This is a genomic window from Allobosea sp. CRIB-10, from assembly GCF_900112185.1.
Lineage (GTDB): Bacteria > Pseudomonadota > Alphaproteobacteria > Rhizobiales > Beijerinckiaceae > Allobosea.
Genome location: NZ_FOKP01000019.1, coordinates 1 through 22,249, shown reverse-complemented (window position 1 = coordinate 22,249; position 22,249 = coordinate 1). Strand labels below are relative to the sequence as shown.

Annotated in this window: 21 protein-coding genes; 10 read left to right on the top strand and 11 right to left on the bottom strand. The window is 66.8% G+C overall.

Annotated elements, in window-relative coordinates:
• Window positions 1-15 precede the first annotated feature (15 nt).
• The 3 genes from BMZ69_RS21185 to BMZ69_RS21175 form a co-directional block, all read right to left on the bottom strand.
• The gene (locus BMZ69_RS21185) at window positions 16-2,448 is read right to left on the bottom strand and encodes a penicillin acylase family protein (protein ID WP_092160439.1); all 2,433 of its coding nucleotides are present in this window, start codon (window positions 2,446-2,448) and stop codon (window positions 16-18) included.
• A 149-nt stretch (window positions 2,449-2,597) separates the two neighbouring features.
• The gene (locus BMZ69_RS21180) at window positions 2,598-3,158 is read right to left on the bottom strand and encodes a GNAT family N-acetyltransferase (RefSeq protein WP_175506919.1); all 561 of its coding nucleotides are present in this window, start codon (window positions 3,156-3,158) and stop codon (window positions 2,598-2,600) included.
• A gap of 29 nt (window positions 3,159-3,187) precedes the next feature.
• Complete coding sequence (locus tag BMZ69_RS21175) at window positions 3,188-3,646, bottom strand: Lrp/AsnC family transcriptional regulator (RefSeq protein ID WP_092160435.1); 459 nt, start codon at window positions 3,644-3,646, stop codon at window positions 3,188-3,190.
• A gap of 138 nt (window positions 3,647-3,784) precedes the next feature.
• Here BMZ69_RS21175 and BMZ69_RS21170 point away from each other — a divergent pair, with 138 nt between their 5' ends.
• Window positions 3,785-5,068, top strand: coding sequence for a cystathionine gamma-synthase family protein (locus BMZ69_RS21170; protein WP_092160433.1), 1,284 nt, complete (start codon window positions 3,785-3,787; stop codon window positions 5,066-5,068).
• Complete coding sequence (locus tag BMZ69_RS21165; protein WP_092160430.1) at window positions 5,065-5,919, top strand: lytic transglycosylase domain-containing protein; 855 nt, start codon at window positions 5,065-5,067, stop codon at window positions 5,917-5,919. Before BMZ69_RS21170 ends, BMZ69_RS21165 begins: the two co-directional genes overlap by 4 nt.
• 168 nt (window positions 5,920-6,087) lie before the next feature.
• On the opposite strand, the gene BMZ69_RS21160 is transcribed toward BMZ69_RS21165, so the two are convergent.
• Window positions 6,088-6,819, bottom strand: coding sequence for a DUF3750 domain-containing protein (locus tag BMZ69_RS21160; RefSeq protein WP_092160426.1), 732 nt, complete (start codon window positions 6,817-6,819; stop codon window positions 6,088-6,090).
• A 152-nt stretch (window positions 6,820-6,971) separates the two neighbouring features.
• Here BMZ69_RS21160 and BMZ69_RS21155 point away from each other — a divergent pair, with 152 nt between their 5' ends.
• From BMZ69_RS21155 to BMZ69_RS21135, 5 genes are all read left to right on the top strand, one after another.
• Window positions 6,972-8,066 carry a polyamine ABC transporter substrate-binding protein gene (locus BMZ69_RS21155; protein ID WP_092160423.1) on the top strand — a complete coding sequence of 365 codons (1,095 nt, stop codon included), beginning with the start codon at window positions 6,972-6,974 and terminating at the stop codon, window positions 8,064-8,066.
• Complete coding sequence (locus tag BMZ69_RS21150) at window positions 8,063-9,238, top strand: ABC transporter ATP-binding protein (protein WP_092160420.1); 1,176 nt, start codon at window positions 8,063-8,065, stop codon at window positions 9,236-9,238. The genes BMZ69_RS21155 and BMZ69_RS21150 overlap by 4 nt, the downstream gene beginning before the upstream one ends.
• Window positions 9,235-10,137 carry an ABC transporter permease gene (locus BMZ69_RS21145; protein ID WP_244543462.1) on the top strand — a complete coding sequence of 301 codons (903 nt, stop codon included), beginning with the start codon at window positions 9,235-9,237 and terminating at the stop codon, window positions 10,135-10,137. The genes BMZ69_RS21150 and BMZ69_RS21145 overlap by 4 nt, the downstream gene beginning before the upstream one ends.
• Window positions 10,134-10,922 (top strand): ABC transporter permease, encoded by a 789-nt coding sequence (locus tag BMZ69_RS21140; protein WP_092160417.1) that lies wholly within the window; start codon window positions 10,134-10,136, stop codon window positions 10,920-10,922. Before BMZ69_RS21145 ends, BMZ69_RS21140 begins: the two co-directional genes overlap by 4 nt.
• 105 nt (window positions 10,923-11,027) lie before the next feature.
• On the top strand, window positions 11,028-11,294 hold the full coding sequence (locus BMZ69_RS21135) for a hypothetical protein (RefSeq protein ID WP_092160407.1): 267 nt from the start codon (window positions 11,028-11,030) through the stop codon (window positions 11,292-11,294).
• A gap of 28 nt (window positions 11,295-11,322) precedes the next feature.
• Here the strand turns inward: BMZ69_RS21135 and scpA are convergent, their stop codons facing one another.
• The 4 genes from scpA to BMZ69_RS21115 form a co-directional block, all read right to left on the bottom strand.
• The gene (gene scpA / locus BMZ69_RS21130; RefSeq protein WP_092160404.1) at window positions 11,323-13,491 is read right to left on the bottom strand and encodes a methylmalonyl-CoA mutase; all 2,169 of its coding nucleotides are present in this window, start codon (window positions 13,489-13,491) and stop codon (window positions 11,323-11,325) included.
• Window positions 13,488-14,309 (bottom strand): bifunctional hydroxymethylpyrimidine kinase/phosphomethylpyrimidine kinase, encoded by an 822-nt coding sequence (gene thiD, locus BMZ69_RS21125; RefSeq protein WP_092160403.1) that lies wholly within the window; start codon window positions 14,307-14,309, stop codon window positions 13,488-13,490. The genes scpA and thiD overlap by 4 nt, the downstream gene beginning before the upstream one ends.
• A 2-nt stretch (window positions 14,310-14,311) precedes the next feature.
• Window positions 14,312-16,237 carry a methylmalonyl-CoA mutase subunit beta gene (locus BMZ69_RS21120; RefSeq protein WP_244543461.1) on the bottom strand — a complete coding sequence of 642 codons (1,926 nt, stop codon included), beginning with the start codon at window positions 16,235-16,237 and terminating at the stop codon, window positions 14,312-14,314.
• 247 nt (window positions 16,238-16,484) lie between these two features.
• Window positions 16,485-16,871, bottom strand: a complete 387-nt coding sequence (locus tag BMZ69_RS21115) for a hypothetical protein (RefSeq protein ID WP_092160399.1) — start codon at window positions 16,869-16,871, stop codon at window positions 16,485-16,487.
• A gap of 150 nt (window positions 16,872-17,021) precedes the next feature.
• On the opposite strand from BMZ69_RS21115, the gene BMZ69_RS21110 reads away from it, so the two are divergent.
• The 3 genes from BMZ69_RS21110 (at window position 17,022) to BMZ69_RS21100 (ending at window position 20,612) form a co-directional block, all read left to right on the top strand.
• Window positions 17,022-18,563 carry a helicase HerA-like domain-containing protein gene (locus tag BMZ69_RS21110; protein WP_092160397.1) on the top strand — a complete coding sequence of 514 codons (1,542 nt, stop codon included), beginning with the start codon at window positions 17,022-17,024 and terminating at the stop codon, window positions 18,561-18,563.
• A gap of 88 nt (window positions 18,564-18,651) precedes the next feature.
• The gene (locus BMZ69_RS21105; protein ID WP_092160395.1) at window positions 18,652-20,034 is read left to right on the top strand and encodes a M20/M25/M40 family metallo-hydrolase; all 1,383 of its coding nucleotides are present in this window, start codon (window positions 18,652-18,654) and stop codon (window positions 20,032-20,034) included.
• Complete coding sequence (locus tag BMZ69_RS21100) at window positions 20,031-20,612, top strand: LOG family protein (RefSeq protein ID WP_092160392.1); 582 nt, start codon at window positions 20,031-20,033, stop codon at window positions 20,610-20,612. The genes BMZ69_RS21105 and BMZ69_RS21100 overlap by 4 nt, the downstream gene beginning before the upstream one ends.
• 537 nt (window positions 20,613-21,149) lie before the next feature.
• Here BMZ69_RS21100 and BMZ69_RS21095 read toward each other — a convergent pair.
• The 3 genes from BMZ69_RS21095 to BMZ69_RS31715 all read right to left on the bottom strand — a co-directional run.
• The gene (locus BMZ69_RS21095) at window positions 21,150-21,626 is read right to left on the bottom strand and encodes a helix-turn-helix domain-containing protein (RefSeq protein ID WP_092160390.1); all 477 of its coding nucleotides are present in this window, start codon (window positions 21,624-21,626) and stop codon (window positions 21,150-21,152) included.
• Window positions 21,623-21,958, bottom strand: a complete 336-nt coding sequence (locus tag BMZ69_RS21090; RefSeq protein WP_092160388.1) for a hypothetical protein — start codon at window positions 21,956-21,958, stop codon at window positions 21,623-21,625. The genes BMZ69_RS21095 and BMZ69_RS21090 overlap by 4 nt, the downstream gene beginning before the upstream one ends.
• Window positions 21,959-22,065: 107 nt before the next feature.
• Window positions 22,066-22,249 (bottom strand): hypothetical protein (locus tag BMZ69_RS31715; protein WP_175506918.1); only part of this gene is annotated, 184 nt, incomplete at its 5' end.

Here is a 22,249-nt window from a genome sequence, read left to right as displayed (position 1 = left end):
TCCTGCAGAGTTGCGTCAGCCGGCTGGCTTGAGCGCGATCACTGAGCGTGCCGCCTTCTCGATCGCCTCCCTCGAATAGAGCAGCGGCGCGTAGTCGCCGGCGGCCCAGAGCGGCGCGAGATCGCGATAATGCGCGCTGTAGGCGTCGCCGGACTGGCCCGGCGTGTTGATGAAGCGGCTCTCGTCCCAGTTGCCGACGTCGAGCACCATGCGGAACGAGGCGCCGGCAGTGACCTTGAAGTCGGAGATCCGGTAAGACGCCGCGCGCGGGCTGAAGGCCGAGCCGCCCATGGCAAGCCTCCCGACATTGAGCTGCGCCCGATCCGGACCGCCGGCGAGCGGCGAGAGCGCGTGGTCGAACTGGGCGTGGTGGAGCTTGCCCCAGTTCCACTTCGCCGTGTCCGGCCCGAGCGACTGGCGCAGCTCCTCCATCGCCGCTTTCAGCGTCTCGAGCAGCAAGGCGTCGCGGCCCGCTTTCGGATCGGCGCCGAGTGCGCTGTCGGGCGCTTGCAGATAAGCGACGACCGCCGCGACATCGAGCGGCCCGATCACGCTGCGCGCCTTTTCCGGCACGGCCTTGGCCGTCAGTGCCCGGCCGAGATGCTTGCTCATCCAGACTTCCGACAATGCGGCGGCGGCACTGTCGACCGCGGTCTCGTGGTTCCAGCCCTTGACCAGCTTCAGGGCCTCAGCGGTAATCGGATCGTCCGAGGTTAGCGGGACCAACAGGGCGGCGAGCTTGCGGCCGTTGTCGGAGCTGTCGTCGTTCTGCAGGGCCATTGCGTCGGCGAGCGTCACCTTGGTCTTGGTGCCGAGCACCGCCTTGATCCGGTTGATGCGCGAGGGATCGGACCATTCGAAGCCGATGCGCTTGGCGAGCAGCGGATGATCCTTCGGGATGTTCATCTCGTTGGCGGTGGCGAAGAAGCCCTCCGTGGGATTGTAGGTCTCGGGCAATTCGCCGGCCTTCAGGAAGCCGGTCCACTCATAGCGGCCATCGCCCGGCACCGGCAGCAGGCCGTCATGGTTCGGCCGCTGCGGCGCCCGCCCGCCGACGATCCAGCCGATATTGCCCTTGTTGTCGGCATAGACCTGATTCTCGGATGGCGCGCCCCATTCGGCCATCGCCTTCTTGAAGCCGGCCCAGTCCTTCGCGGTCATGTATTCGGCCGAGTTGAAATAGGCCGAGGTGCCCGGCTCGAACCAGACCGTGCGGATGGCGAAGGCGCGCTTCTCGTCGGGCTCGGCCTTCATGATCGGGCCGTGGCGGGTGAATTTCAGCTCGATCTGGCGCGGCGTCTCGCCCTTGACCTCAATCGTGTCGCTGACGGTCCGCATCTCCTCCCAGCCGCTGCCATAGCGATACTGGTTCGGATTGGTCGGGTTGGTCTCGTAGACGTAGAGGTCCTCCTGATCGATCGCGAAAATCGTCAGGCCGAAGGCGATCTCGCCGTTGTGGCCGATCGAGATGCCGGGGAGGGCCGGCTCGCCGGCGCCGATCACGGAGAGACCCGGCGCGTTGAGGTGCACGACATAGCGCAGCGACGGCACGCCATGGGCGCGGTGCGGGTCGTTGGCCAGGATCGGCCGGCCGGTCGCGGTGCGGTTCGCCGCGATCGTCCAGTTGTTCGAGCCGATGGTCGAGACGCTGTCGCCGGCCGCGGCGAAGATGGCGTCGCGGTCCAGCGCGGCGCGCTTCTCGCCGGGCGCAGCGAAGGTGACCTCGCGGGTCGCGAGAGTGTAGTCGTCGAGGATGTCCGGCTTGATCGCGCAGGGATCGAGCCCCTCCGGCACCTTGGTCTTCACGCTCGGTTCCAGCACGCGCCGGAAGCGATCGGCCTCGATGCCGGCGGCGCAGGCGACGCGGGCGCGCACCACCTCGGACATCACGTTGCGGGTCAGGCCATGGCTGCGGATGCGCACGACGTCCTCGGCGCTCCAGCGATCCGGCAAGGTGCCGGAGACGCGGAAATCGAGCGGCAATGGCTGCTTGCCGGAGCGCACCTCGTCGACGCGGGCGTTGATGCCGGCGACGAAGGCGTCGGTATAGGCCTTGGCGTCGGGGCCGTAGGCGGCCCATTCCTTGTCCATCTCGCCGCGATAGAGGAAAAGCCGCGCGGCCCGATCCTGCGCGACATAGGACGGGCCGAAATCCTTGGCGAGCAGCCCGAGCCCGCGCTTGCGCCAGAGATCGATCTGCCAGAGCCGGTCGCGCGCCGCGTTGTAGCCTTGCAGGAACAGGGCATCTCGGCTCGAGGAGGCGTAGATGTGCGCCACGCCCCATTGATCGAGGATCAACTCCGCCGGCCCTTGCAGGCCGGCGACCGTCTGCTCGGAGCGCTTCACCGCGCTGGACAGCTCGGCCTTGGCGGGCAGGCATCCGGCGATCGTGACGGCGGCGATGGCAAACAGCGACGCTGCGCTGTTGGCGCGATCTGCTCTGCTCATGGTGTTCCTCCGTGTGGTCCGTCTTTGCCGACGGCCCTTGCCAGAGGAGCTTAGGGGGAGAGCGGAGGGTGGCCACCGCTCTTGACCACATGGCAGCCTTGCCGCGCCAGCATGTGAGGTGGATCGTTCCTTGCGCGGCGGTCGCTCGTTCAGCCCACACGACCCTGCCAGTCACTGCGCAGCAGCGTCGTCACATGCTCGATGGTTTGCCGGCCGTCAGCCATGCAACGGCTCGGCACCTCGCCGGCGGGCCGATAACCCAATTTGCGCTGCATCGCCCAGGAGCTCTCATTGCCGTCGAAATAGCCGTTGACCAGCTTCGTCAGGCCGAGGTCGCGAAAGGCAAACCGGATCTTGGCGTCGAACGCTTCGCGTCCATAGCCGCGGCCCTGATAACCGTTGGCGATCCAGATTCCTCCGCCAGCCGTCCCGGCCGCTGGGTCGATCTTGTTGAGACTGATCCCCCCGATCGCGCGTAGCTCGGACTTGAGCTCGATCGCAAATTCGTAGGCAGTCGGCTGGGCGCTGGCGCTCGCAATCTCCCGGCATCTGCTGACCCAATCCCTGGCGTGCGAGGCCGTATAGGGGTGGGGGACGAAGGCCAGCCACTTCGCAACGTCGAGATCGTTCAGGCCAAGCGTAAGCTGCTCGATGTCCGCCTCGCTCCAGGGGCGCAGAACGAGTCGCGAGGTTTCGATCTCGATGTCCACGGTGTTGCAGCCTTCTTTCCTCGAATCACCTAGAGCGGCGGCAGGCCGACGCGTTTCTTGATCGTCGCCAGCGCGAAATTGGATTCGACCGACTGGACGCATTTCAATCGCGTCATCTTCTGCTTCAGGAAGCGCTCATAGCCCTCGATGCCGTCGGTCAGCACCCGCAGCAGATAATCCTGCGAGCCGGTCATCAGATAGCACTCCGCCACTTCGGGCCAGTTCTCGACCGCCCTCTCGAACTCGGCGATCTGCTCCGTGTTCTGCTGGCTGAGCCGGACCGAGACGAAGACGCTGAAAGGCAGGCCATAGGCCTTGGGATCGACGATCGCCGAATAGCCTCTGATGACGCCGGTTTCCTCCAGCCGCTTCAGCCGGCGCAGGCATGGCGTCGGCGACAGGCCGACCTTCTCCGACAGGTCCTGATTGGTGATGCGGCCATCCTCCTGCAGCAGGGTGAGCATGCGGCGGTCGATCGTATCGAGCATGATCTGCTCCTCCAGGCTAATCTGCGAGCAGGAAGCTGCAAAATCTTGCTCTAGGGCACAGATGATCGTTCATGCAATGGCCTTAGGATCAGCCTAGGCTCACGTCGCGAGGCCGTATTGGCCGGGCAGGAGGCAGTCATGAGCGACGACAACTACCACAAGGACCGGATCGCCAATCGCCGGCTGCATCCCGAGACCCTGATGATGGGCTATGGCTATTCGCCGGCCATGTCGGAAGGCGCGCTCAAGCCACCGGTCTTCCTGACCTCGACCTTCGTTTTCGAGAACGCCCAGCAGGGCAAGGACTTCTTCGACCTGACCGCCGGCCGCCGCCAGCTCAAGCCGGGCGAGAAATCGGGCCTGGTCTATTCGCGCTTCAACCATCCCAACATGGAGATTCTCGAGGATCGCTTGGCGATCTGGGACGAGGCCGAAGCCTGCGCCGTCTTCGCCAGCGGCATGGCGGCGATCGCGACGACCTGCTTCGCCTTCCTGCGGCCGGGCGATACCATCGTCCATAGCCGCCCGCTCTATGGCGGCACCGAGACGCTGCTGAAGAACCAGATGGGCGCCTTCGGCGTCACCCCCTTCGGCTTCACGGACGGCGTCGACGTCGCGCAGATGCGCAAGGTGGCGCAGGATGCCGCCGCCAAGGGTCGCGTCGCGATGATCCTGGTCGAGACGCCGGCCAACCCGACCAACGGTCTCGTCGATCTTTCGGCCTGCAAGGCCATCGCCGACGAGCTGGAGAAGAGCCAGGGCCATCGCCCGCCGGTCGTGGTCGACAACACCATGCTCGGGCCGATCTTCCAGAAGCCGCTGAAGCACGGCGCCGATCTCACCTTGCTGTCGCTGACCAAATATGTCGGCGGCCACAGCGATCTCGTCGGCGGCTCGATCAGCGGCTCAAAGGCGCTGGTGCGGCAGGTGAAGAGCTGGCGCGGCTCGCTCGGCACACAGCTCGATCCGAACTCCTGCTGGATGCTGATGCGTTCGCTCGAGACCCTCGACATCCGCATGCACCGCGCCAACGAGAACGGCCGCAAGGTCGCCGACTATCTGCGCAAGCACCCGAAGATCGCCAAGGTCCATTATCTCGGCGATCTCGCCGAAGGCGATCCGCGCAAGGCGGTGTTCGACCGGCAATGCGTCGAGCCGGGCTCGACCTTCGCCTTCGACGTCAAGGGCGGCGAGAAGGAAGCCTTCGCCGTGCTCGACAATCTCCAGATCATGAAGCTCGCGGTCAGCCTCGGGGGCACCGAGACGCTGGTCTCGCATCCGGCCGCGATGACCCATTCCGGCGTCGCCCGGGAGCTGCGCGAGGAGATCGGCCTCACAGACGCGCTGATCCGCATCTCGGTCGGCATCGAGAACATCGAGGACCTGATCTCGGATCTCGCCCAGGCGCTCGACGCCGCGTGAGGGCAGGGCGGCGCCGCATCCTCGTCGCGGCGCTCGTCGCCACGCTCGGTTATCCGCTCTTTGGCGGCCCGGCGTTCGCCGAGCCGCAGACCGAGAGCGTGGCGCAGACCATCTGCCGCCTGATCGAGGGCGCCGCGAAGACGCATGACCTGCCGGTCGCCTTCTTCACCCGCCTGATCTGGCGCGAGAGCAGCTTCCGGCCGAACGTCGTCAGCCCCGCCGGAGCACAGGGCATCGCCCAGTTCATGCCGGGCACGGCGAATGAGCGCGGCCTCGCCGATCCGTTCGATCCGGAGGCGGCGATCCCGCATTCCGCCGCCTTTCTCGCAGCGTTGAAGAACCAGTTCGGCAATCTCGGCCTCGCCGCTGCCGCCTATAATGGCGGGCCGAACCGCGTCGCGCGCTGGGTCGAGCGTGGCGGCATGCTGCCTTACGAGACGCAGGCCTATGTCCGTTTCATCACCGGCCGCCCCGTCGAGGAATGGCGATTGGGCGCGGGCGAGACGCCACCGCCGGCGACGCGCGAGGAGACCGATTGCCTCGCCACGGTCGCGTCGATCCGCATCGCCACGCCGGCGGCGCTGGTCGAGGGCGCCTATGGGCCATTCGGCGTGCAACTCGCCGGCAACACCTCGAAAGCGCGCGCCATCGCCTCCTATCAGCGCGTCGCGGCGCGCTTCGCCTCACTGCTGGCGGGCAAGCCGACGATGATCCTCGGCTCGGCGGTGCCAGGCCGGGGCAGAGGGCGCTTCTACCGCGTCAGGTTGCCGGCGCAGAGCCTGCGCGAGGCGACATTGGCCTGCAATCGTCTGCGGCAGGCAGGCGGGGCGTGTCTGGTGCTGCGGAATTGAGCGATTTGCCGTGGCTTTCGATGTTGATCATCCCGGACAAGCGGCGAAGCCGCGCCGATCCGGGATCCATTCCTGAGCCTTCCCGAAAGAGGTTCCGGAATGGGTCCCGGGTCTCCCTGCGGTCGCCCGGGACGACACGCGTCCAATCAGGACACCATTGCGCAGCCGCTAGAGGCCGACGCGCCCCCAGCCCGGCAGCTTCAGCGCCGGCCGCTGCAGGTCGAAGCCGGCGACCAGCCCGAGCAGGTTGATCTCGACGCCCTCGACCCATCCGAAGGTGAAGCCAGCGAGCCCGTAGAGCGAGGCTTGCAGGCCGGTGCGGCTTGGCGTGAAACCGGCATAAAGGCCGCTCTCGCGCCAGTCCTTGCCGATCGCGGTCGGCGGCAAGGCGCGGCCGAGCTCCGGCACTTCAGCGAGGATGTGCTGGACGAAGCTGTTCGAGTTCGGTCCGGGCCAGGCGGCATAGGAGCCGTAGTCGCTATAGCCATAGCTCTTCACGGCCTCGCGGATGCGCGGGATCAGGGCCTCGGCGGCCTGCCCTTTGATCTCGCCGACCAACTCCGGGACATTGCCGTACCAGCGCCCGTCGGCGACGCGGACGTTGACGCGCACCGGATTGCCCCAGCCGACGACGTCGAAGCGGGTATAGGCCGCGGCGTCCTTCTCCTTCACCACCACCCAGGAGTGATGGGCGAAGACACCGCGCCAGCGGCCGACACGAGCGGCGAAGACGTGGACGCTCGCCTCGGGCGCGATGGCGGGAGCAGGCAGAAGCGCGGCGCTCGACCAGTCGGCACGGGCCCAGTCAGGCGCGCGGGATTGCCACTGCCACCAGGCGGCATGGGTGCCGAGGGGCAGGAGGAAAACGAGCGCGAAGAACAGGAAAAACCGTCGGATCATGCTTCTGCGGAAAATAGGGGGCGAGGCGGGGCCGCAACAAGGCGCGACGGAGCGTCGCCGATCACGAAATCGAGGTTGAGGCTTGGTCACAAGCTGCTAGCTTGCCCGCGCGAAATCAAAGGAGGGGCAGATTGCGCACGTTGACGTCGGTTATGCATAGCTTGGCCGCCGCGGCGGCTTTCGGGTTCGCTCTCGCGGCTGGCCCGGCTGGGGCGCAGGAGAACAAGGAACTGCGCATCTTCAACTGGTCGGACTACGTCAATCCGGAGGTGCTCGACGCCTTCAAGAAAGAGACCGGCATCACTGTCGTCTACGACACCTTCGACCAGATGGAGACGGTCGAGACCAAGCTTCTCGCCGGCAAGACCGGCTACGACCTCGTCGTCGTCACCGCCTCCTTCCTGCCCAGGCACATCCCGATCGGGCTCTATACGCCGATCGACACCGCCAAGGTGCAAAACCTCAGGCACGCCTGGCCCGAGATCAAGCAGCGCCTGTCGAAATACGACCCCGGCAACAAGTTCGCCGTGAACTATATGTGGGGCACCACCGGGATCGGCTATAACACCGCCAAGATCAAGGAGCGGCTCGGCAACGACGCCGTGATCGACAGCTGGAGCATCGTCTTCGATCCGGAGAAGCTGAAGAAGCTCTCCAATTGCGGCGTGCACGTGCTCGACGCGGTCGAGGAAATGTTCCCGGCGGCGCTGCGCTATCTCGGGCTCGATCCCGATTCGAAGAACGAGGCCGACCTCAACAAGGCCGGCGAATTGCTGCGCAAGATCCGCCCGCACATCCAGAAATTCCACTCGTCGGAATACATCAACGCGCTCGCCAATGGCGATATCTGCCTGGCGGTCGGCTATTCCGGCGACGTGCTGCAGGCCAGGAAGCGCGCCGTCGAGGCCAAGAACAAGGTCGAGATCAGCTATGTCATCCCCAAGGAGGGCGCGCTGATGTGGTTCGATTCCTTCGTGATCCCGAAGGATGCGGGCAATCCCGAAGCGGCCCTGCAGTTCATCGATTTCGTCAACCGGCCGGAGATGGCGGCGAAGAACTCGGACTTCATCCAGTACGCCAACGGCAATCTCGCCGCGAAGCCGCTGCTTTCGGCCGACGTGCGCGACAATCCGGGCATCTATCCGACCGATGCGGTGATGAGCCGCCTCTACACGATCACGCCGTATGACCAGAAGATACAGCGGGTGGTCAACCGGCTGTGGACCCGCGTCAAGAGCGGCAGGTGAACAGGCCTGAGGCTGCCGGACGACGCGCCTCGCCCGGCAGCGTCCGGCGCGACTTCCAGCCCTGGAACGACCCGGCGGCGAAGCCGCTGGTCGAATTCCGGAACGTCACCAAGCGCTTCGGCGCGGTGACCGCGGTCGACCGGCTGTCGCTTGCGATCCATCAGCGCGAGTTCTTCGCGCTGCTGGGCCCGTCCGGCTGCGGCAAGACCACGCTGATGCGCATGCTCGCCGGCTTCGAGCAGCCCGACGAGGGCGAGATCCTGCTCGACGGCGTCGACATCACCGCGGTGCCGCCGCACCAGCGGCCGGTCAACATGATGTTCCAGTCCTATGCGCTGTTCCCGCATCTCAGCGTCGGCGACAATATCGCGTATGGGCTGAAGCGCGAGGGCCTGCGCAAGGCGGAGATCGCTGCGCGTGTCGAGGCCATGCTCGGGCGCGTGCGCCTCAAGGGCATGGAGAAGCGCCGGCCGGACCAGCTCTCGGGCGGCCAGCGCCAGCGCGTCGCGCTCGCCCGCGCTTTGGTCAAGCAGCCCAAGCTCCTGCTGCTCGACGAGCCGCTCGGGGCGCTCGACAAGAAGCTGCGCGAGGAGACGCAATACGAGCTGATGGACCTGCAGGCCGATCTCGGCCTGACCTTCATGGTCGTCACCCACGACCAGGATGAGGCCATGACCATGGCCGACCGCATGGCGGTGATGGACCATGGCCGGCTGCTGCAGATCGCGCCGCCGGACCTGATCTACGAGGCGCCGTCCAGCCGCTTCGTCGCGGAGTTCGTCGGCGACATCAATCTGATCGAGGGCAGGGTGACCGGCGTCGCGGGCGATCTCGTCACACTGGAAAGCTGGCCTGTCGGCGTGATCGAGCTCGACGAGGATGCGCCAAGCTGTCGCCCGGGCGATGCGCTCACCGTCGGCCTGCGCCCCGAGAAGATCGCGCTCAGCCATGACGAGCCCGCGCAGGGCGTCAACAAGGTCGCGGGCGAGATCTGGGACATCGGCTATCTCGGCGACATGACGATGGTCCAGGTCATGGTCGGCGGTGACGAGGGCAAGCTGTTCAAGGTCTCGCTGACCAACCGCACAAGGCGGATCGAGCGGCCCTTCGCCTGGGAAGACAAGGTCTGGCTCTCCTGGGACGTCGAGGCCGGCATGGTGCTGGCGTCGTGAGCACGCCGGTTCCGCGAAGCAGTGGGGCGGGGCGGGGCCTGCTGGTCGCGGCCATTCCCTATCTCTGGCTCGTCGCCTTCTTCCTCGTGCCTTTCGTCATCGTGCTGCGGATCGCGCTTTCGGACGCCGCGACCGATCAGCCGCCCTATGCGCCGCATTTCCCCGGCTTCGCCCAGCTCGGCGAGTTCCTTGGCGCGCTCGATCTCGAGAATTTCCGCCTGCTCGGCGACGATCCGCTCTACTGGCAGAGCTATCTCTCCTCGCTGCGCATCGCGGCGCTGACGACGCTGATCGCGCTCGCGATCGGCTACCCGCTCGCCTATGCGATGGCGCTGGCTCCGAAGCGCTGGCAGGGCATCTTGCTCGTCCTCGTCATCCTGCCGTTCTGGACCTCGTTCCTGATCCGCGTCTACGCCTGGATCGGTGTCCTCAGGCCGGACGGCCTGCTCGACATGGCGTTGATGGGCATCGGGTTGACCAGCGACCCCTTGCGCCTGCTCAACACAGATGCCGCCGTGCTGATCGGCATGGTCTATTCCTATCTGCCCTTCATGGTGCTGCCGCTGTTCTCGACTTTGCAGAAGCTCGACGGCACCTTGCTGGAAGCGGCCTCCGATCTCGGCGCGACGCCGCTGACCACTTTCCTGACGGTGACCCTGCCGCTGTCGATCCCCGGCATCATCGCCGGCTCGGCTTTGGTCTTCGTCCCGGCGATCGGTGAGTTCGTCATCCCCGACCTGCTGGGCGGCTCCGACACGCTGATGGTCGGCAAGGTGCTCTGGAACGAGTTCTTCTCGAACCGAGACTGGCCGTTGGCTTCCGCGGTGGCGATCGTGCTGCTCGTCGTCCTCGTCCTGCCGCTGATGCTGTTGCAGCGGGCGAGGGGAGCGGCACGATGAGGCGCTTCGGAGCCTTCCATCTCGCCGCGCTCGTCGCCGGCTTCGCCTTCCTCTATCTGCCGATCGTCGCGCTGATTGCCTATTCCTTCAACGCCTCGCGGCTGGTGACGGTCTGGGGCGGTTTCTCGACACATTGGTATGGTGCGTTGCTGCGCAACGAGCCCTTGCTCGACGCGGCCTGGCTGACGATCCGTGTCGCACTGGTCTCGGCGACGCTCGCGACGGTGCTGGGGACACTGGCAGCGCTGGCGCTGGCGCGCTACCGGGTCTTTTCCGGCCGCACGCTGTTCTCCGGCATGGTGATGGCGCCTTTGGTGATGCCCGAGGTGATCACCGGCCTGTCGCTGCTGCTCCTTTTCGTCGCCGGCGATGTCGAGCGCGGCTACTGGACCGTGGTGATCGCCCACGCGACCTTCAGCCTCGGCTTCGCCTGCATCGTTGTGCAGGCCAGGCTCGCCGGCTTCGACCGCTCGCTGGAGGAAGCCGCGCGCGACCTCGGCGCGACTCCGGTGGAAACCTTCCGGACGGTGACGTTGCCTCTGATCTGGCCGGCCGTCGCTGCCGCCTGGATGCTGGCCTTCACGCTCTCGCTCGACGACCTGGTCATCGCCAGCTTCACCACCGGGCCGGGCGCGACGACGCTGCCGATGCGGCTCTATTCGGCGATCCGCCTCGGGGTGACGCCCGAGATCAACGCCGCCTGCACGATCATGATCGCGGCGGTGGCGGCCGCGGTGATCGGGGCATCGCTGCTGATGAAACGGGACGCTCTGGCGGGGCGCTGACCTAAACGCCGGCTGAACGTCCTGCTCAAAACCGGTTCAGCCCGGGAGCGCGATAGTCCGTGCCAGAGCGGGAAGCGTTTCCGCTCCGGCAAAGGAGACGTCACGATGTTTCGCACTCTCGCTTCCGCCGGCCTCATCGCGGCCGCCGCGCTCGGGATCAGCGCAGCAACGCCCAGCAAGGCCGAGGCCGGCGTCCTGATCCAGCAGGCCTATTACGGCGGTCCCGGTCCCGGCTATGGCTGGCGCGGCCCGCCGCGGGCCTATGGCTACTGGGGCGTGCCGCGCTGGCGCCGCCACCACTATGATGGCCCGCGCTTCTATGGCCCGCCGCCGCCGCCGCGGTATTATCATCGCTGGCGCGGCGGCTGGTGAGCCGTGACGCCAGACGAAGCGCGGCGAATCACTCCGCCGCGCTTTTCTGCGCGTAGCCCAGGCGCTGGTTCAGCTCTTCCAGCAATTTCTCGGCCGCATCGGCGATGACGGTGCCCGGCGGGAAGATCGCGCTGGCGCCGGCCGCGATCAGCGCGTCGAAATCCTGCGGCGGGATCACGCCGCCGACGACGATCATGATGTCCGGCCGGCCGGCCTTGGCAAGCGCAGCCTTGAGCTCCGGCACCAGTGTCAGATGCCCCGCCGCCAGCGAGGAGACGCCGACGATGTGGACGTCGTTCTCGACGCCCTGGCGCGCGGCCTCGTCCGGGGTCGCGAAGAGAGGGCCGATGTCGACGTCGAAGCCAAGATCGGCGAAGGCCGAGGCGATCACCTTCTGGCCGCGGTCATGGCCGTCCTGGCCCATCTTGGCGACGAGGATGCGCGGGCGGCGCCCATCGGCCTCCTCGAAGGCCTCGCACATCGCCTGTACGCGCGTCACGGCGGGATTCATCGTGCCGACCTCCCGTTTGTAGACGCCCGAGATCGCCTTGATCTCGGCGCGGTGGCGCCCGAAGACCTTTTCCATCGCCATCGAGATCTCGCCGACGGTCGCCTTGGCCCGCGCCGCCTTGACCGCGAGGTCGAGCAGGTTGCCTCCGCCCTGCGCACCGTTGGTCAGCGCGGTGAGGGCGGCCTGCGTCTCGGCCTCGTTGCGCTCGGCCTTCAGCCGCCGGAGCTTGTCGAGCTGCTGGGCGCGGACCGAGGCATTGTCGACCTTGAGCACGTCGATCGCCGCTTCGTTCTCCGGCTTGTAGATGTTGACGCCGATGATCGCCTGCTGGCCGCCATCGATGCGCGCCTGAGTCTTGGCCGCGGCCTCTTCGATCCTGAGCTTCGGGATGCCGGCTTCGATCGCCTTGGCCATGCCGCCCAGCGCCTCGACCTCCTGGATATGGCCCCAGGCCTTGGCTGCGAGCTCGGCGGTCAATCGCTCGACATAATAGGAGCCGCCCCAGGGATCGATGATCCGGTTGGTGCCGCTCTCCTGCTGCAGCACGATCTGGGTGTTGCGGGCGATGCGGGCGGAGAAATCGGTCGGCAGCGCCAGCGCCTCGTCGAGCGCGTTGGTGTGCAGCGACTGGGTGTGCCCCTGCGTCGCCGCCATCGCCTCGATCATCGTGCGCGGCACATTGTTGAACACGTCCTGCGCCGTCAGCGACCAGCCCGAGGTCTGGCAATGGGTGCGCAAGGGCAGCGACTTCTCGTTCTGCGCCCCGAAATCCTTGACCAGCTTGGCCCAGATCAGCCGGGCGGCTCTGAGCTTCGCCACCTCCATGAAGAAGTTCATGCCGATGGCCCAGAAGAAGGAGAGCCGCGGCGCGAAGACGTCGACGCCGAGGCCCGCTCGCTGGCCGGCGCGGATGTATTCGACGCCGTCGGCGAGCGTGTACCCGAGCTCGAGGTCCTGCGTCGCTCCGGCCTCCTGCATGTGGTAGCCGGAGATCGAGATCGAATTGAACTTCGGCATGCTCGCCGAGGTGTAGGCGAAGATGTCGCCGATGATCCGCATCGAGGGCGAGGGCGGGTAGATATAAGTGTTGCGGACCATGAACTCCTTGAGGATGTCGTTCTGGATGGTCCCCGACAGCTTGGCCGCCGGCACGCCCTGTTCTTCCGCCGCGACGATGTAGAGCGCCAGCACCGGCAGCACCGCGCCATTCATCGTCATCGACACGCTCATCTGGTCGAGCGGGATGCCGGAGAACAGCGTGCGCATGTCATAGATCGAGTCGATCGCGACGCCGGCCATGCCGACATCGCCGCCGACGCGCGGATGGTCGCTGTCATAGCCGCGATGGGTGGCGAGATCGAAGGCGACCGACAGGCCCTTCTGGCCGGCGGCGAGGTTGCGCCGGTAGAAGGCGTTGGAATCCTCCGCCGTGGAGAAGCCGGCATATTGCCGGATCGTCCAGGGCTGGTTGACATACATGGTCGGGTAGGGGCCGCGCAGATAGGGCGCAATGCCCGGCAGCGTGTCGACGAAGGGCAGGCCGTCGCGGTCGGCGGCCGTGTAGAGCGGCTTGACCGGGATGTCTTCCGGCGTCTGCCAGATATCGCCCTTGCTCTGCGGAGCGGGCACCGCGCCGGCCGCACCGTCGGCGAAGGCGAGCTTCGTGAAATCCGGGATCGCGGTCATGGCTTGCTCCCGTCTGGTCGGTCCCACCAATGGTGGAAATGATGCACCGGTCCGTGGCCGCGGCCAACCTTGACCATGTCCGAGGCCGCGATCGCGGCCGAGATGTAGCGCTTGGCCAATGCCACCGCCTCGTTCAGCGCGATGCCGTGGGCGAGGCCCGAGGCGATCGCCGAGGACAGCGTGCAGCCGGTGCCGTGGGTGTTCTGGGTGGCGATGCGCGGCGCGACCAGGCGCTCGCGGCGGCCATCCCGGCCGATCAGGATGTCGACGCTGTCGTCGCCGCTGCCGTGGCCGCCCTTGACCAGGACATTGGCCGGGCCGAGCGCGAGCAGCGCCTCGGCCTGTTCGGCCGCAGCCTCCTCGGTCTCCGCCATGGCGGTTCCGAGCAGCGCGGCGGCCTCGGGCAAGTTGGGCGTTACGATGGTGCAGAGCGGCAGCAGGCGGCGCTTCAGCGCCTCGATCGCATCTTCCTGCAGGAGCCGCCCCCCGGAAGCCGCGATCATCACCGGATCGAGCACGATATTCTTCGCGCCATGGCGTTCGAGCCCGTCGGCGACGGTCTCGATCAGCTCGGCGGTGGCAAGCATGCCGATCTTGACTGCATCGACCTTGAGATCGTCGAAGACGGCATCGATCTGGGCGGCGACGAAATTGGCCGGCACCGGATGGATCGCGGTCACCGCCGTGGTGTTCTGCGCGGTCAGTGCGACGATGACGCTGGCGCCGTAGACCTGGTGCGCGGCGAAGGTCTTGAGGTCGGCCTGGATGCCGGCGCCGCCGCTGGAGTCGGAGCCGGCGATGGTGAGGGCGATCGGCATGCTTATCCCTTGCTGGTGCTGACAGGGGATATGGCGATCGCCAGCGCATCCTGCAGCACGGCGATGGCGTCACAGCCGGCGAAGATGAAGTTCGTTACCCCGGCTTCGCGCAGCGCCGCTTCCTGCTCGCTGGGCCGGCCGGCGAGCCAGACCGTGGCGCCCGCCGCGGTCAGCGCCTTCGCTGCGGGGGCCGCCTCAGCGGCATAGCTCTCGTCGGAGCCGCAGAGGCAGGCGAGTTTCGCTCCGGAAGCGCGGAAAGCTACGATGAGCGCGTCGAGATCGGTCGCGCCTGTCTTGGCGAAACCGTCGCGCGAGGGCGCAGTTATGCCGCCGGCCTCGAACAGGTTGCGGGCGAAGCCGGATCGTGCGGTGAAGCCAGCGATCGAGCCCAGCGTGGCGAGGAAGGCCTTCGGCCGCTCGCCGGCGGCTTCGGCGATGTCGGCGCTGGCGCGCAACGCCTCGAACGGCTCGGCGAGGCGGATGCTCGGTAGCGCATCGACGGTGATCGCGCCGTCGCTACCGGTGCGTTCAGTGGAAGCAGCGGGCGGCGGTGCCAGCACCGAGACCGAGGCTTCCGACAGGTTCGGGAACTCGCTCGTGCCGGTGATCGGCTCGCGCCGGGTCGCGATCGCCTTGGCCCGGGCGTCGCGCTCGCGCGCCAGCCCCTTCTGGATATGGCCGTTGGCGAGCGCGGCGACGATGCCGGTAAGGCCGTCGGAGCTTTCCGCCTCGAGGTCCTGGAACTTGCGCCAGCCTTGTTCGCACAGAGCCTGCGTCAGGGCCTCGAAGCCGCCAGCGCCGGCCGCCGGATCGGCGACGCGCCAGAGATTGGCTTCTTCGAGCAGGATCAACTGGGTGTTGCGGGCGATGCGGCGGGCGAAGCCGTCAGGCAGGCCGAGCGCCGCGGTGAAGGGCTGCACGCCGATCGAATCCGCGCCGCCGACGCCGGCCGAGAAGGCGGCGATCGTGCCGCGCAAAAGGTTCACCCACGGATCGCGCCGGGTCAGCGAGCGCCAGGCAGTCTCGGCATGGATGAAGACGGGTTTTGGCTCAAGCCCGCAAGCGCGCTGCACCCGGTCCCAGAGCAGGCGGGCGGCGCGCAGCTTGGCGATGGTGACGAATTCGTCGGGATCGGCGACGAGGGTGAAGGAGATGGCGTCGCGCGCCTCGGCGAGCGGGAGGCCTTCAGCTTCGAGCAGGCGCAGATAGGTGACAGCGGTCGCCAGCACGGCGCCGAGCTCCTGAGCCTCGGTCGCGCCGGCCTCGTGCCAGATTCGGCCATCGGCTGCGAGGAACGGGCCGACGAAGCCGCGCGCCTTCAGCGTCCCGATCGTCTCAGCGATGCGCTTGCCGAGCTCGGGCAATGGTACTGCTAGCGCGCCCGAGCTGGCGAGCACGCCGATCGGCTCCATGCCGAAATCGATCTGGAGGGAGGAGGGTGCATGACCGCGCTTCTCGGCCAGCTCGGCCAGCAGCAGCGCGTGCTTGCGGCCGCCGGGAGCCGGATCGAGCCGCAGGCGGACGAGGTCGAGCATGATGCCGTCGAGCGCCAGGTCGAGTGCCTCGACCGACGCTGCGGTAAGGCCGAAGCCATGCGCCGCAGGAGCACCGGCGAAAGCCAGGCTGAGGGAATCGGCACCACCTTCCAGCTCGGCGAGGGCGAGCCTCGACGCTTCAGTTGTATCCGGGTGATCGACGCGCGCCGCGACGCGCCAGCGTCCGGCCTCTGCGCGCAGGGGGCGTGCGCCTTGCTCGGTTGCCGCCTCGTAGAGCGGTTCGATGCGGATCCCGTCCGTCGTGCGTCCGACCAGCTTCTTCTCGAAGTCGGCGCCCTTCAGCACCTTGTCGACCGCCGCGCGCCACTGCGCCTCGCCCGGCGTCGGGAATGCGTCCATGAAGGGCAGGTCGGCGAGGACTGTCGAGGTCATCAGCAACGAACTCCTTGCATGCGTTCCTCCCGCCATGTCCGTCGGGCGGTGGAACACACGCCAATTGGCGGCCCATTGTGCAACCGCGAAGTCCTGATTGCCATGGCTCGGCGCGAACGCAAATGCCCCCTTGGTCGGAAAGCCGTGCCGAAATGCGTAATTCCCGCGACAGGGAACGCCTATGCCTGCAAACGAAAACGCCGCCCCGGAAGGGCGGCGTCGCAATATCTCCTAGGGATGTTTCGGCTCAGACGAACTGGCCGAGGCCTGGGATCGCGCCGACGATGGCGCCCATCGTGTCCTCGCCCGCCTTTTCGCGTCCGACGGCGAACATCTCCTTCGAGACGCTCTGGATCTGGCCCATCGACAGGCCGGCGCCCATCAGCTGGCCGCCGAGCGCCATGACGCCGCCGCCACCGCCCATCATGCCGCCGATCGTGCCGAGCAGGCCGCCCTTGGCGCCGCCTTCGGCGTCGGCGAGCTCCTGCGCACCCGGCAGCGCCGCCATCAGCTGGCCGATCTCGGCCGCGGGGCCTTCCTTCTGCAGGAAAGCGAGGATGATGCCGATCGCCTTCTGCACCAGCGACTGGTCGAGGCCGGAAGCGGCCATGATGCGGGAGATCAGTTCATCCATCGTGCGGTCCTCTGATGCTGAGCCTTCGGGTGCTCTGAAAATAGTTTACACATAAACTATCTGCGATGGAAGCGATCTTCATGCTTCCGCCCAACTTCTCGTTTCGCTACACCCTTTCCACGACCTTATGGCAACGGAACAGGCGCGACCATGGCGGATGACGGCACGATCCTGATCGGCAAGAGCGAGAAGCCGGAGGTGCTGCTGCTCAAGCTCGCCAACCGCCACGGCCTGGTCACCGGCGCGACCGGTACCGGCAAGACGGTGACGCTGCAGGTTCTGGCGGAGGGCTTTGCCAAGCACGGCGTGCCGGTCTTCGCTGCCGACATCAAGGGCGATCTCTCCGGCATCGCAGCGCCGGGCAATTCCAAACCGCCCTTCGTCAAGCGCGCCGAGGAGCTCAAGCTCAAATACGAGCCCGACCAGTTCACCACCGTGTTCTGGGACGTGTTCGGCGAGCAGGGCCACCCGGTCCGCGCCACCATCTCCGAGATGGGCCCGCTGCTGCTGGCGCGCCTGCTCGATCTCAACGACACCCAGGAAGGCGTGCTCAACATCGCCTTCCGTATCGCCGACGAGCAGAAGCTGTTGCTGCTCGACCTCAAGGATCTGCGCGCGATCCTCAGCTTCATCGCCGAGAACGCGCAGGAGCTGACGACCAAATACGGCAACGTCACCTCCGCCTCGGTCGGCACCATCCAGCGCGCGCTGCTCGTGCTGGAGAACCAGAAGGGCGACCTGTTCTTCGGCGAGCCGGCGCTCGACATCAACGACCTCATGAAGACCGACCGCGACGGCCGCGGCATCATCAACATCATGGCCGCCGACAAGCTGATGGCCAATCCGCGGCTCTACGCCACCTTCCTGCTCTGGCTGCTTTCGGAACTGTTCGAGCAGTTGCCCGAGGTCGGCGATCTCGACAAGCCCAAGCTGGTCTTCTTCTTCGACGAAGCGCATCTGCTTTTCAACGGCGCGCCCAAGGCGCTGCTGACCGCGGTCGAGCAGGTGGTGCGCCTGATCCGCTCCAAGGGTGTCGGCGTCTATTTCGTCACCCAGAACCCGCTCGATATTCCCGATACCGTGCTGGCCCAGCTCGGCAACCGCGTCCAGCACGCGCTGCGCGCCTTCACCCCGCGCGACCAGAAGGCTGTCAGGGCCGCCGCCGAGACGTTCCGGCAGAACCCGAAAATCAACACCGAGCAGGCGATCACCCAGCTCGCCGTCGGCGAGGCTCTGGTCTCGACGCTGGAGGGCAAGGGCTCGCCGACCATCGTCGAACGCTGCCTGATCGCGCCGCCGATGGCGCAGGTCGGCCCGATCACGCCGCAGGAGCGGACGCAGTGCATGCGCGACTCCGGCTTCACCGGCAAATACGACACCATGGTCGACCGGGACTCGGCCTATGAGGCGCTGATGACGCGCAAGGGGATGAATGCCGACGGCTCGCCGGTGGAGGCGTCGACCGAAGGGGGCGGCGGCATCCTCGACACGATCGGCGGCTGGCTCGGCGGTGGCGCTCCCCAGCAGCGCCCGAAGACCGGGCCGGGCAGCCGTGGTGGCCCGCTGCCGCAGAGCATGACCGAGAAGATCATCACCTCGGCGGCGCGCTCGGCCGCGACCTCGATCGGCCGGCAGGTCGGCAACGCCATCCTGCGCGGCGTGCTCGGGAGCCTCACCGGCGGGCGGCGGTAATCAATCTGCCGCCATGCGCGCGGATGGCTGGCATCCGGCGCGCGACTGGGCATGATGGCGCCACCGGAATCAGCCTCCAGTGAGCGCCATGTCCCAGCTTCCCGCCATCCTCTCCCGCCTCGACGCCGATCTCGACGCTTCGCTGGCTCGCCTGTCGTCCTGGCTCGAAATCCCTTCGATCGGAACCGATCCGGCCTTCAATCCGCAGACGCGCGAGGCGGCCGAATGGCTGTGTCGTGATCTGGAAGGCCTCGGCTTCAAGGCCGAACTGCGCGAGACCGGCGGTCACCCGGTCGTGCTGGCACATCGCCCGAAGCCCGGCGCGCCGCATGCGCTGTTCTATGGCCATTACGACGTCCAGCCGGTCGATCCGCTGGAGCTCTGGGACAACGATCCGTTCAAGCCGGCCGTCAAGGAGATCGAGCCGGGGCGGAAGGCGATCCTCGCTCGCGGCGCCTGCGACGACAAGGGTCAGGTCATGACCTTCATCGAGGCCATCCGCGCCACGCTCGCCGAGACCGGCGACCTGCCGATCGGCCTGACCATCCTGGTCGAGGGCGAGGAGGAATCCGGTTCGGTCAACCTGCCGGGCTTCATCAAGGCCAACGCCGCTGAGCTGAAGGCCGATTTCGCGCTGGTTTGCGACACCGGCATGTGGGACCGCGTCACGCCGCTGATCACCTCGACCCTGCGTGGCATGGTCTACCAGGAGGTGCGCCTGAGCGCGGCCGACCGCGACCTGCATTCCGGCCTGTTCGGCGGCGCCGCCGCGAATCCGATCCATGTGCTGACCAAGATCGTCGCCGAGATCCATGACGAGAGCGGCCGGATCACCATTCCCGGCTTCTATGATGGCGTGCACGAGCCGACCAATGCGCAGAAGGCCGAATGGGCCGATCTCAACCTGACCGAGAAGGAGTTCCTCGGCCAGATCGGGCTGAAGCATTCGATCGGCGAGAAGGGCCGCATGCTGATCGAGCAGATCCAGTCGCGCCCGACCTGCGACGTCAACGGCATCTGGGGCGGCTATACCGGCGAGGGCTCGAAGACCGTCATCCCGGCCAAGGCCTCGGCCAAGGTCTCCTTCCGCCTCGTCGGCGACCAGGACCCGGCGAAGATCACCGCCGCCTTCCACCAGTTCGTGCGCGAGCGCCTGCCGGAGGACGTCACCGCCGAGTTCATCAGCCATTCCGGCTCGCCGGCGCTCGCCGTGCCGGTCGATTCCCCCGTGCTGCAGAAGGCGCGCAAGGCGCTCGCCGAGGAATGGGGCGGCCGTGTCGTCTCGATCGGCAGCGGCGGCTCGATTCCGGTCGGCGGCGACTTCAAGCGCACGCTCGGGCTCGACACGCTCTTCGTCGGCTTCGGCCTCGACGACGACCGCGTCCATTCGCCGAACGAGAAATACGATCTGTCCTCCTTCCACAAGGGCCAGCGTTCCTGGGCCCGCATCTTGCAAGAACTCGCCTCATGAAATCGGTCTGTGTCTTCTGCGGCTCGAGCCCGGGCCATGATCCCGTCCATGCCGAGGGCGCCCGCGCCATGGGCACGGTCATCGCCAAGCGCGGCCTGACGCTGGTCTATGGCGGCGGCGCCGTCGGCCTGATGGGCATCGTCGCCAATGCCGCGCTCGAAGCCGGTGGCGAGGTCCATGGCGTGATCCCGCGCGCGCTGCGCGAGAAGGAGGTCGGCCACAACAAGCTGACCCGGCTCGAGGTGGTGGAGACCATGCATATCCGCAAGGCGCGCATGGCCGAGCTTTCCGACGGCTTCATCGCCATGTCCGGCGGCATCGGCACCTTCGAGGAGATCTTCGAGATCTGGACCTGGAGCCAGCTCGGCATCCACGGCAAGCCGCTCGGCTTTCTCAACATCGACGGCTTCTACGACGCGCTCTTCGCTTTCCTCGACAATACGACGAAGGCCGGTTTCATGTGGCAGGCCCATCGCGACATGGCGATGATGGAGACCGATCCGGCGGCGCTGCTCGACAAGATGGACGCCTACAAGCCGCAGACCCAGATCAAATGGGTGGAGAAGACGGAGGTTTGACCATTCTCTGCAGAGTAGGAATTTTGTCCTTGACATCGTGACGCTGATCGGGTAGAGATCAGGAACGCTCACGAATTGCGCCTGAGACGAACGAAGCCGCCGCGCTGCCCAGCCGGCGGCTTTTGCGTGTCCGGGGCCGAGCCGAGGTTTCCGATGACCGATGTGTGAAACGAACAATCACATGGCAATGAGGCGGGATTAACCGGGACTATCCGGGATCAGGCGGAAAGCGGCGGCGGCGCAAGGGCTTAGGCGGCGAACGGCGCGGCGGCTATTGCCATTTGATCCTTCGCGGCCTGAGTGGCCAGAAATCCCGAAAGGCAGAAAGCCAGAAATCGGGCGGCGCGCTAACCCATTGAAATCCCGTCGCGGCGCCCGCCGGAACTGTCATGATTTGCCGGTATGGCGAGCGCGTGCATGACAGTTCACGAAAATGTAGCAAATTCAATCGCATGGCGCTGGAGAACGGGCATGACGCCCGATCTCGAACTGTCACGCTGGATCGGCCGATGAGTGAGTGCCGTCCGTAACGTGCTCTCAGTCGAAGGCCTTGAGCGCCAGGACGATCAGGCGGCGCAGCGTGTTGCCGACGCGGCCAGCCTCCCAGCCCTGATAGGTCCGCAGCGGCACGCCTAGCAACGTGGCTGCGTCGCCCTGCGTCATAGCCGCCTTGCCTCGCCATTGCTGAAGGAGGGCGGCGACCTCGCGGCCGCCCTCGGCCGCGTTGGCCGGGAGCTCCTCGGCATCGGCCCCATCCTCGCCGAGCAGAGCCGAGAGCGCCGCGCGCGCCTTGTCCTGCGGCAGGCTCTCGATGCTGCCGCCGTACCAAGCCGCAAGCGTGCCGTTGTGCTGGTTGCGGATCATGAGTGACCAGCCGGTTTCTTTGTCGAGCCGCTTGACCTCGGCCACGGCCTCCCAGCCCTTCGGCGGGCGGAGCGTCCCGGTGAACTTGCTCACCCAGCCCGCGCCCAGCTCCTGGACGAGGATTCGGCCGCGGTTGACGGAGGGGCTCATTGAGCCCGCTCCCAGCCGAGGCCGCACTCGCCAGCTTTCGCGATCATGACGGCCTCGTAGATGTCGTAGCCGGAACGGTCTCCCGGCAGCGCCAGGCACTCCATCTCGCAGACGCTGACATAGGTCTTCGAGCCGGCCGGCGCGACGATGTGCCCGATCAGGCGGCTATCCTCGGCCGAAAGGTCGATGCAGCCGGTGTCTCGGCCGGACATCGGATCTGCGTAGGTGTGGGCGAAGCCATCGGCCGACCGCCAGGAATAGTGCACGTGGTCGGAGGAGGTCAGGTAATTGTGGCTGTCCTGCGCGTAGACGGGGATGCGGATCGTGGCCATGGTCTTGGTCCTGCCCCTCATTGCCGGGAGGCGCCGGGCGCCAGCGCTTGCTGACAGGAAGGAGCATATACGCATTTTTGCGTATGTCAACAGAGCCCGCGAAACGATCAACCCGGCCCATAGAGCGGCCCGCCCGGCAACTTCACCGGCTCCGGGATGCAGACATCCTCGGGCGCCGGCCTGGTGCCGCATTTCCGGCAGACCAGGCGCTTGTGCAGCTCGTCGAGGCGATCGCCGTTGAGGACGCCGCGCAGCAGCCGCCAGGGGATGTGATGCGTGACCCTGCAAGTC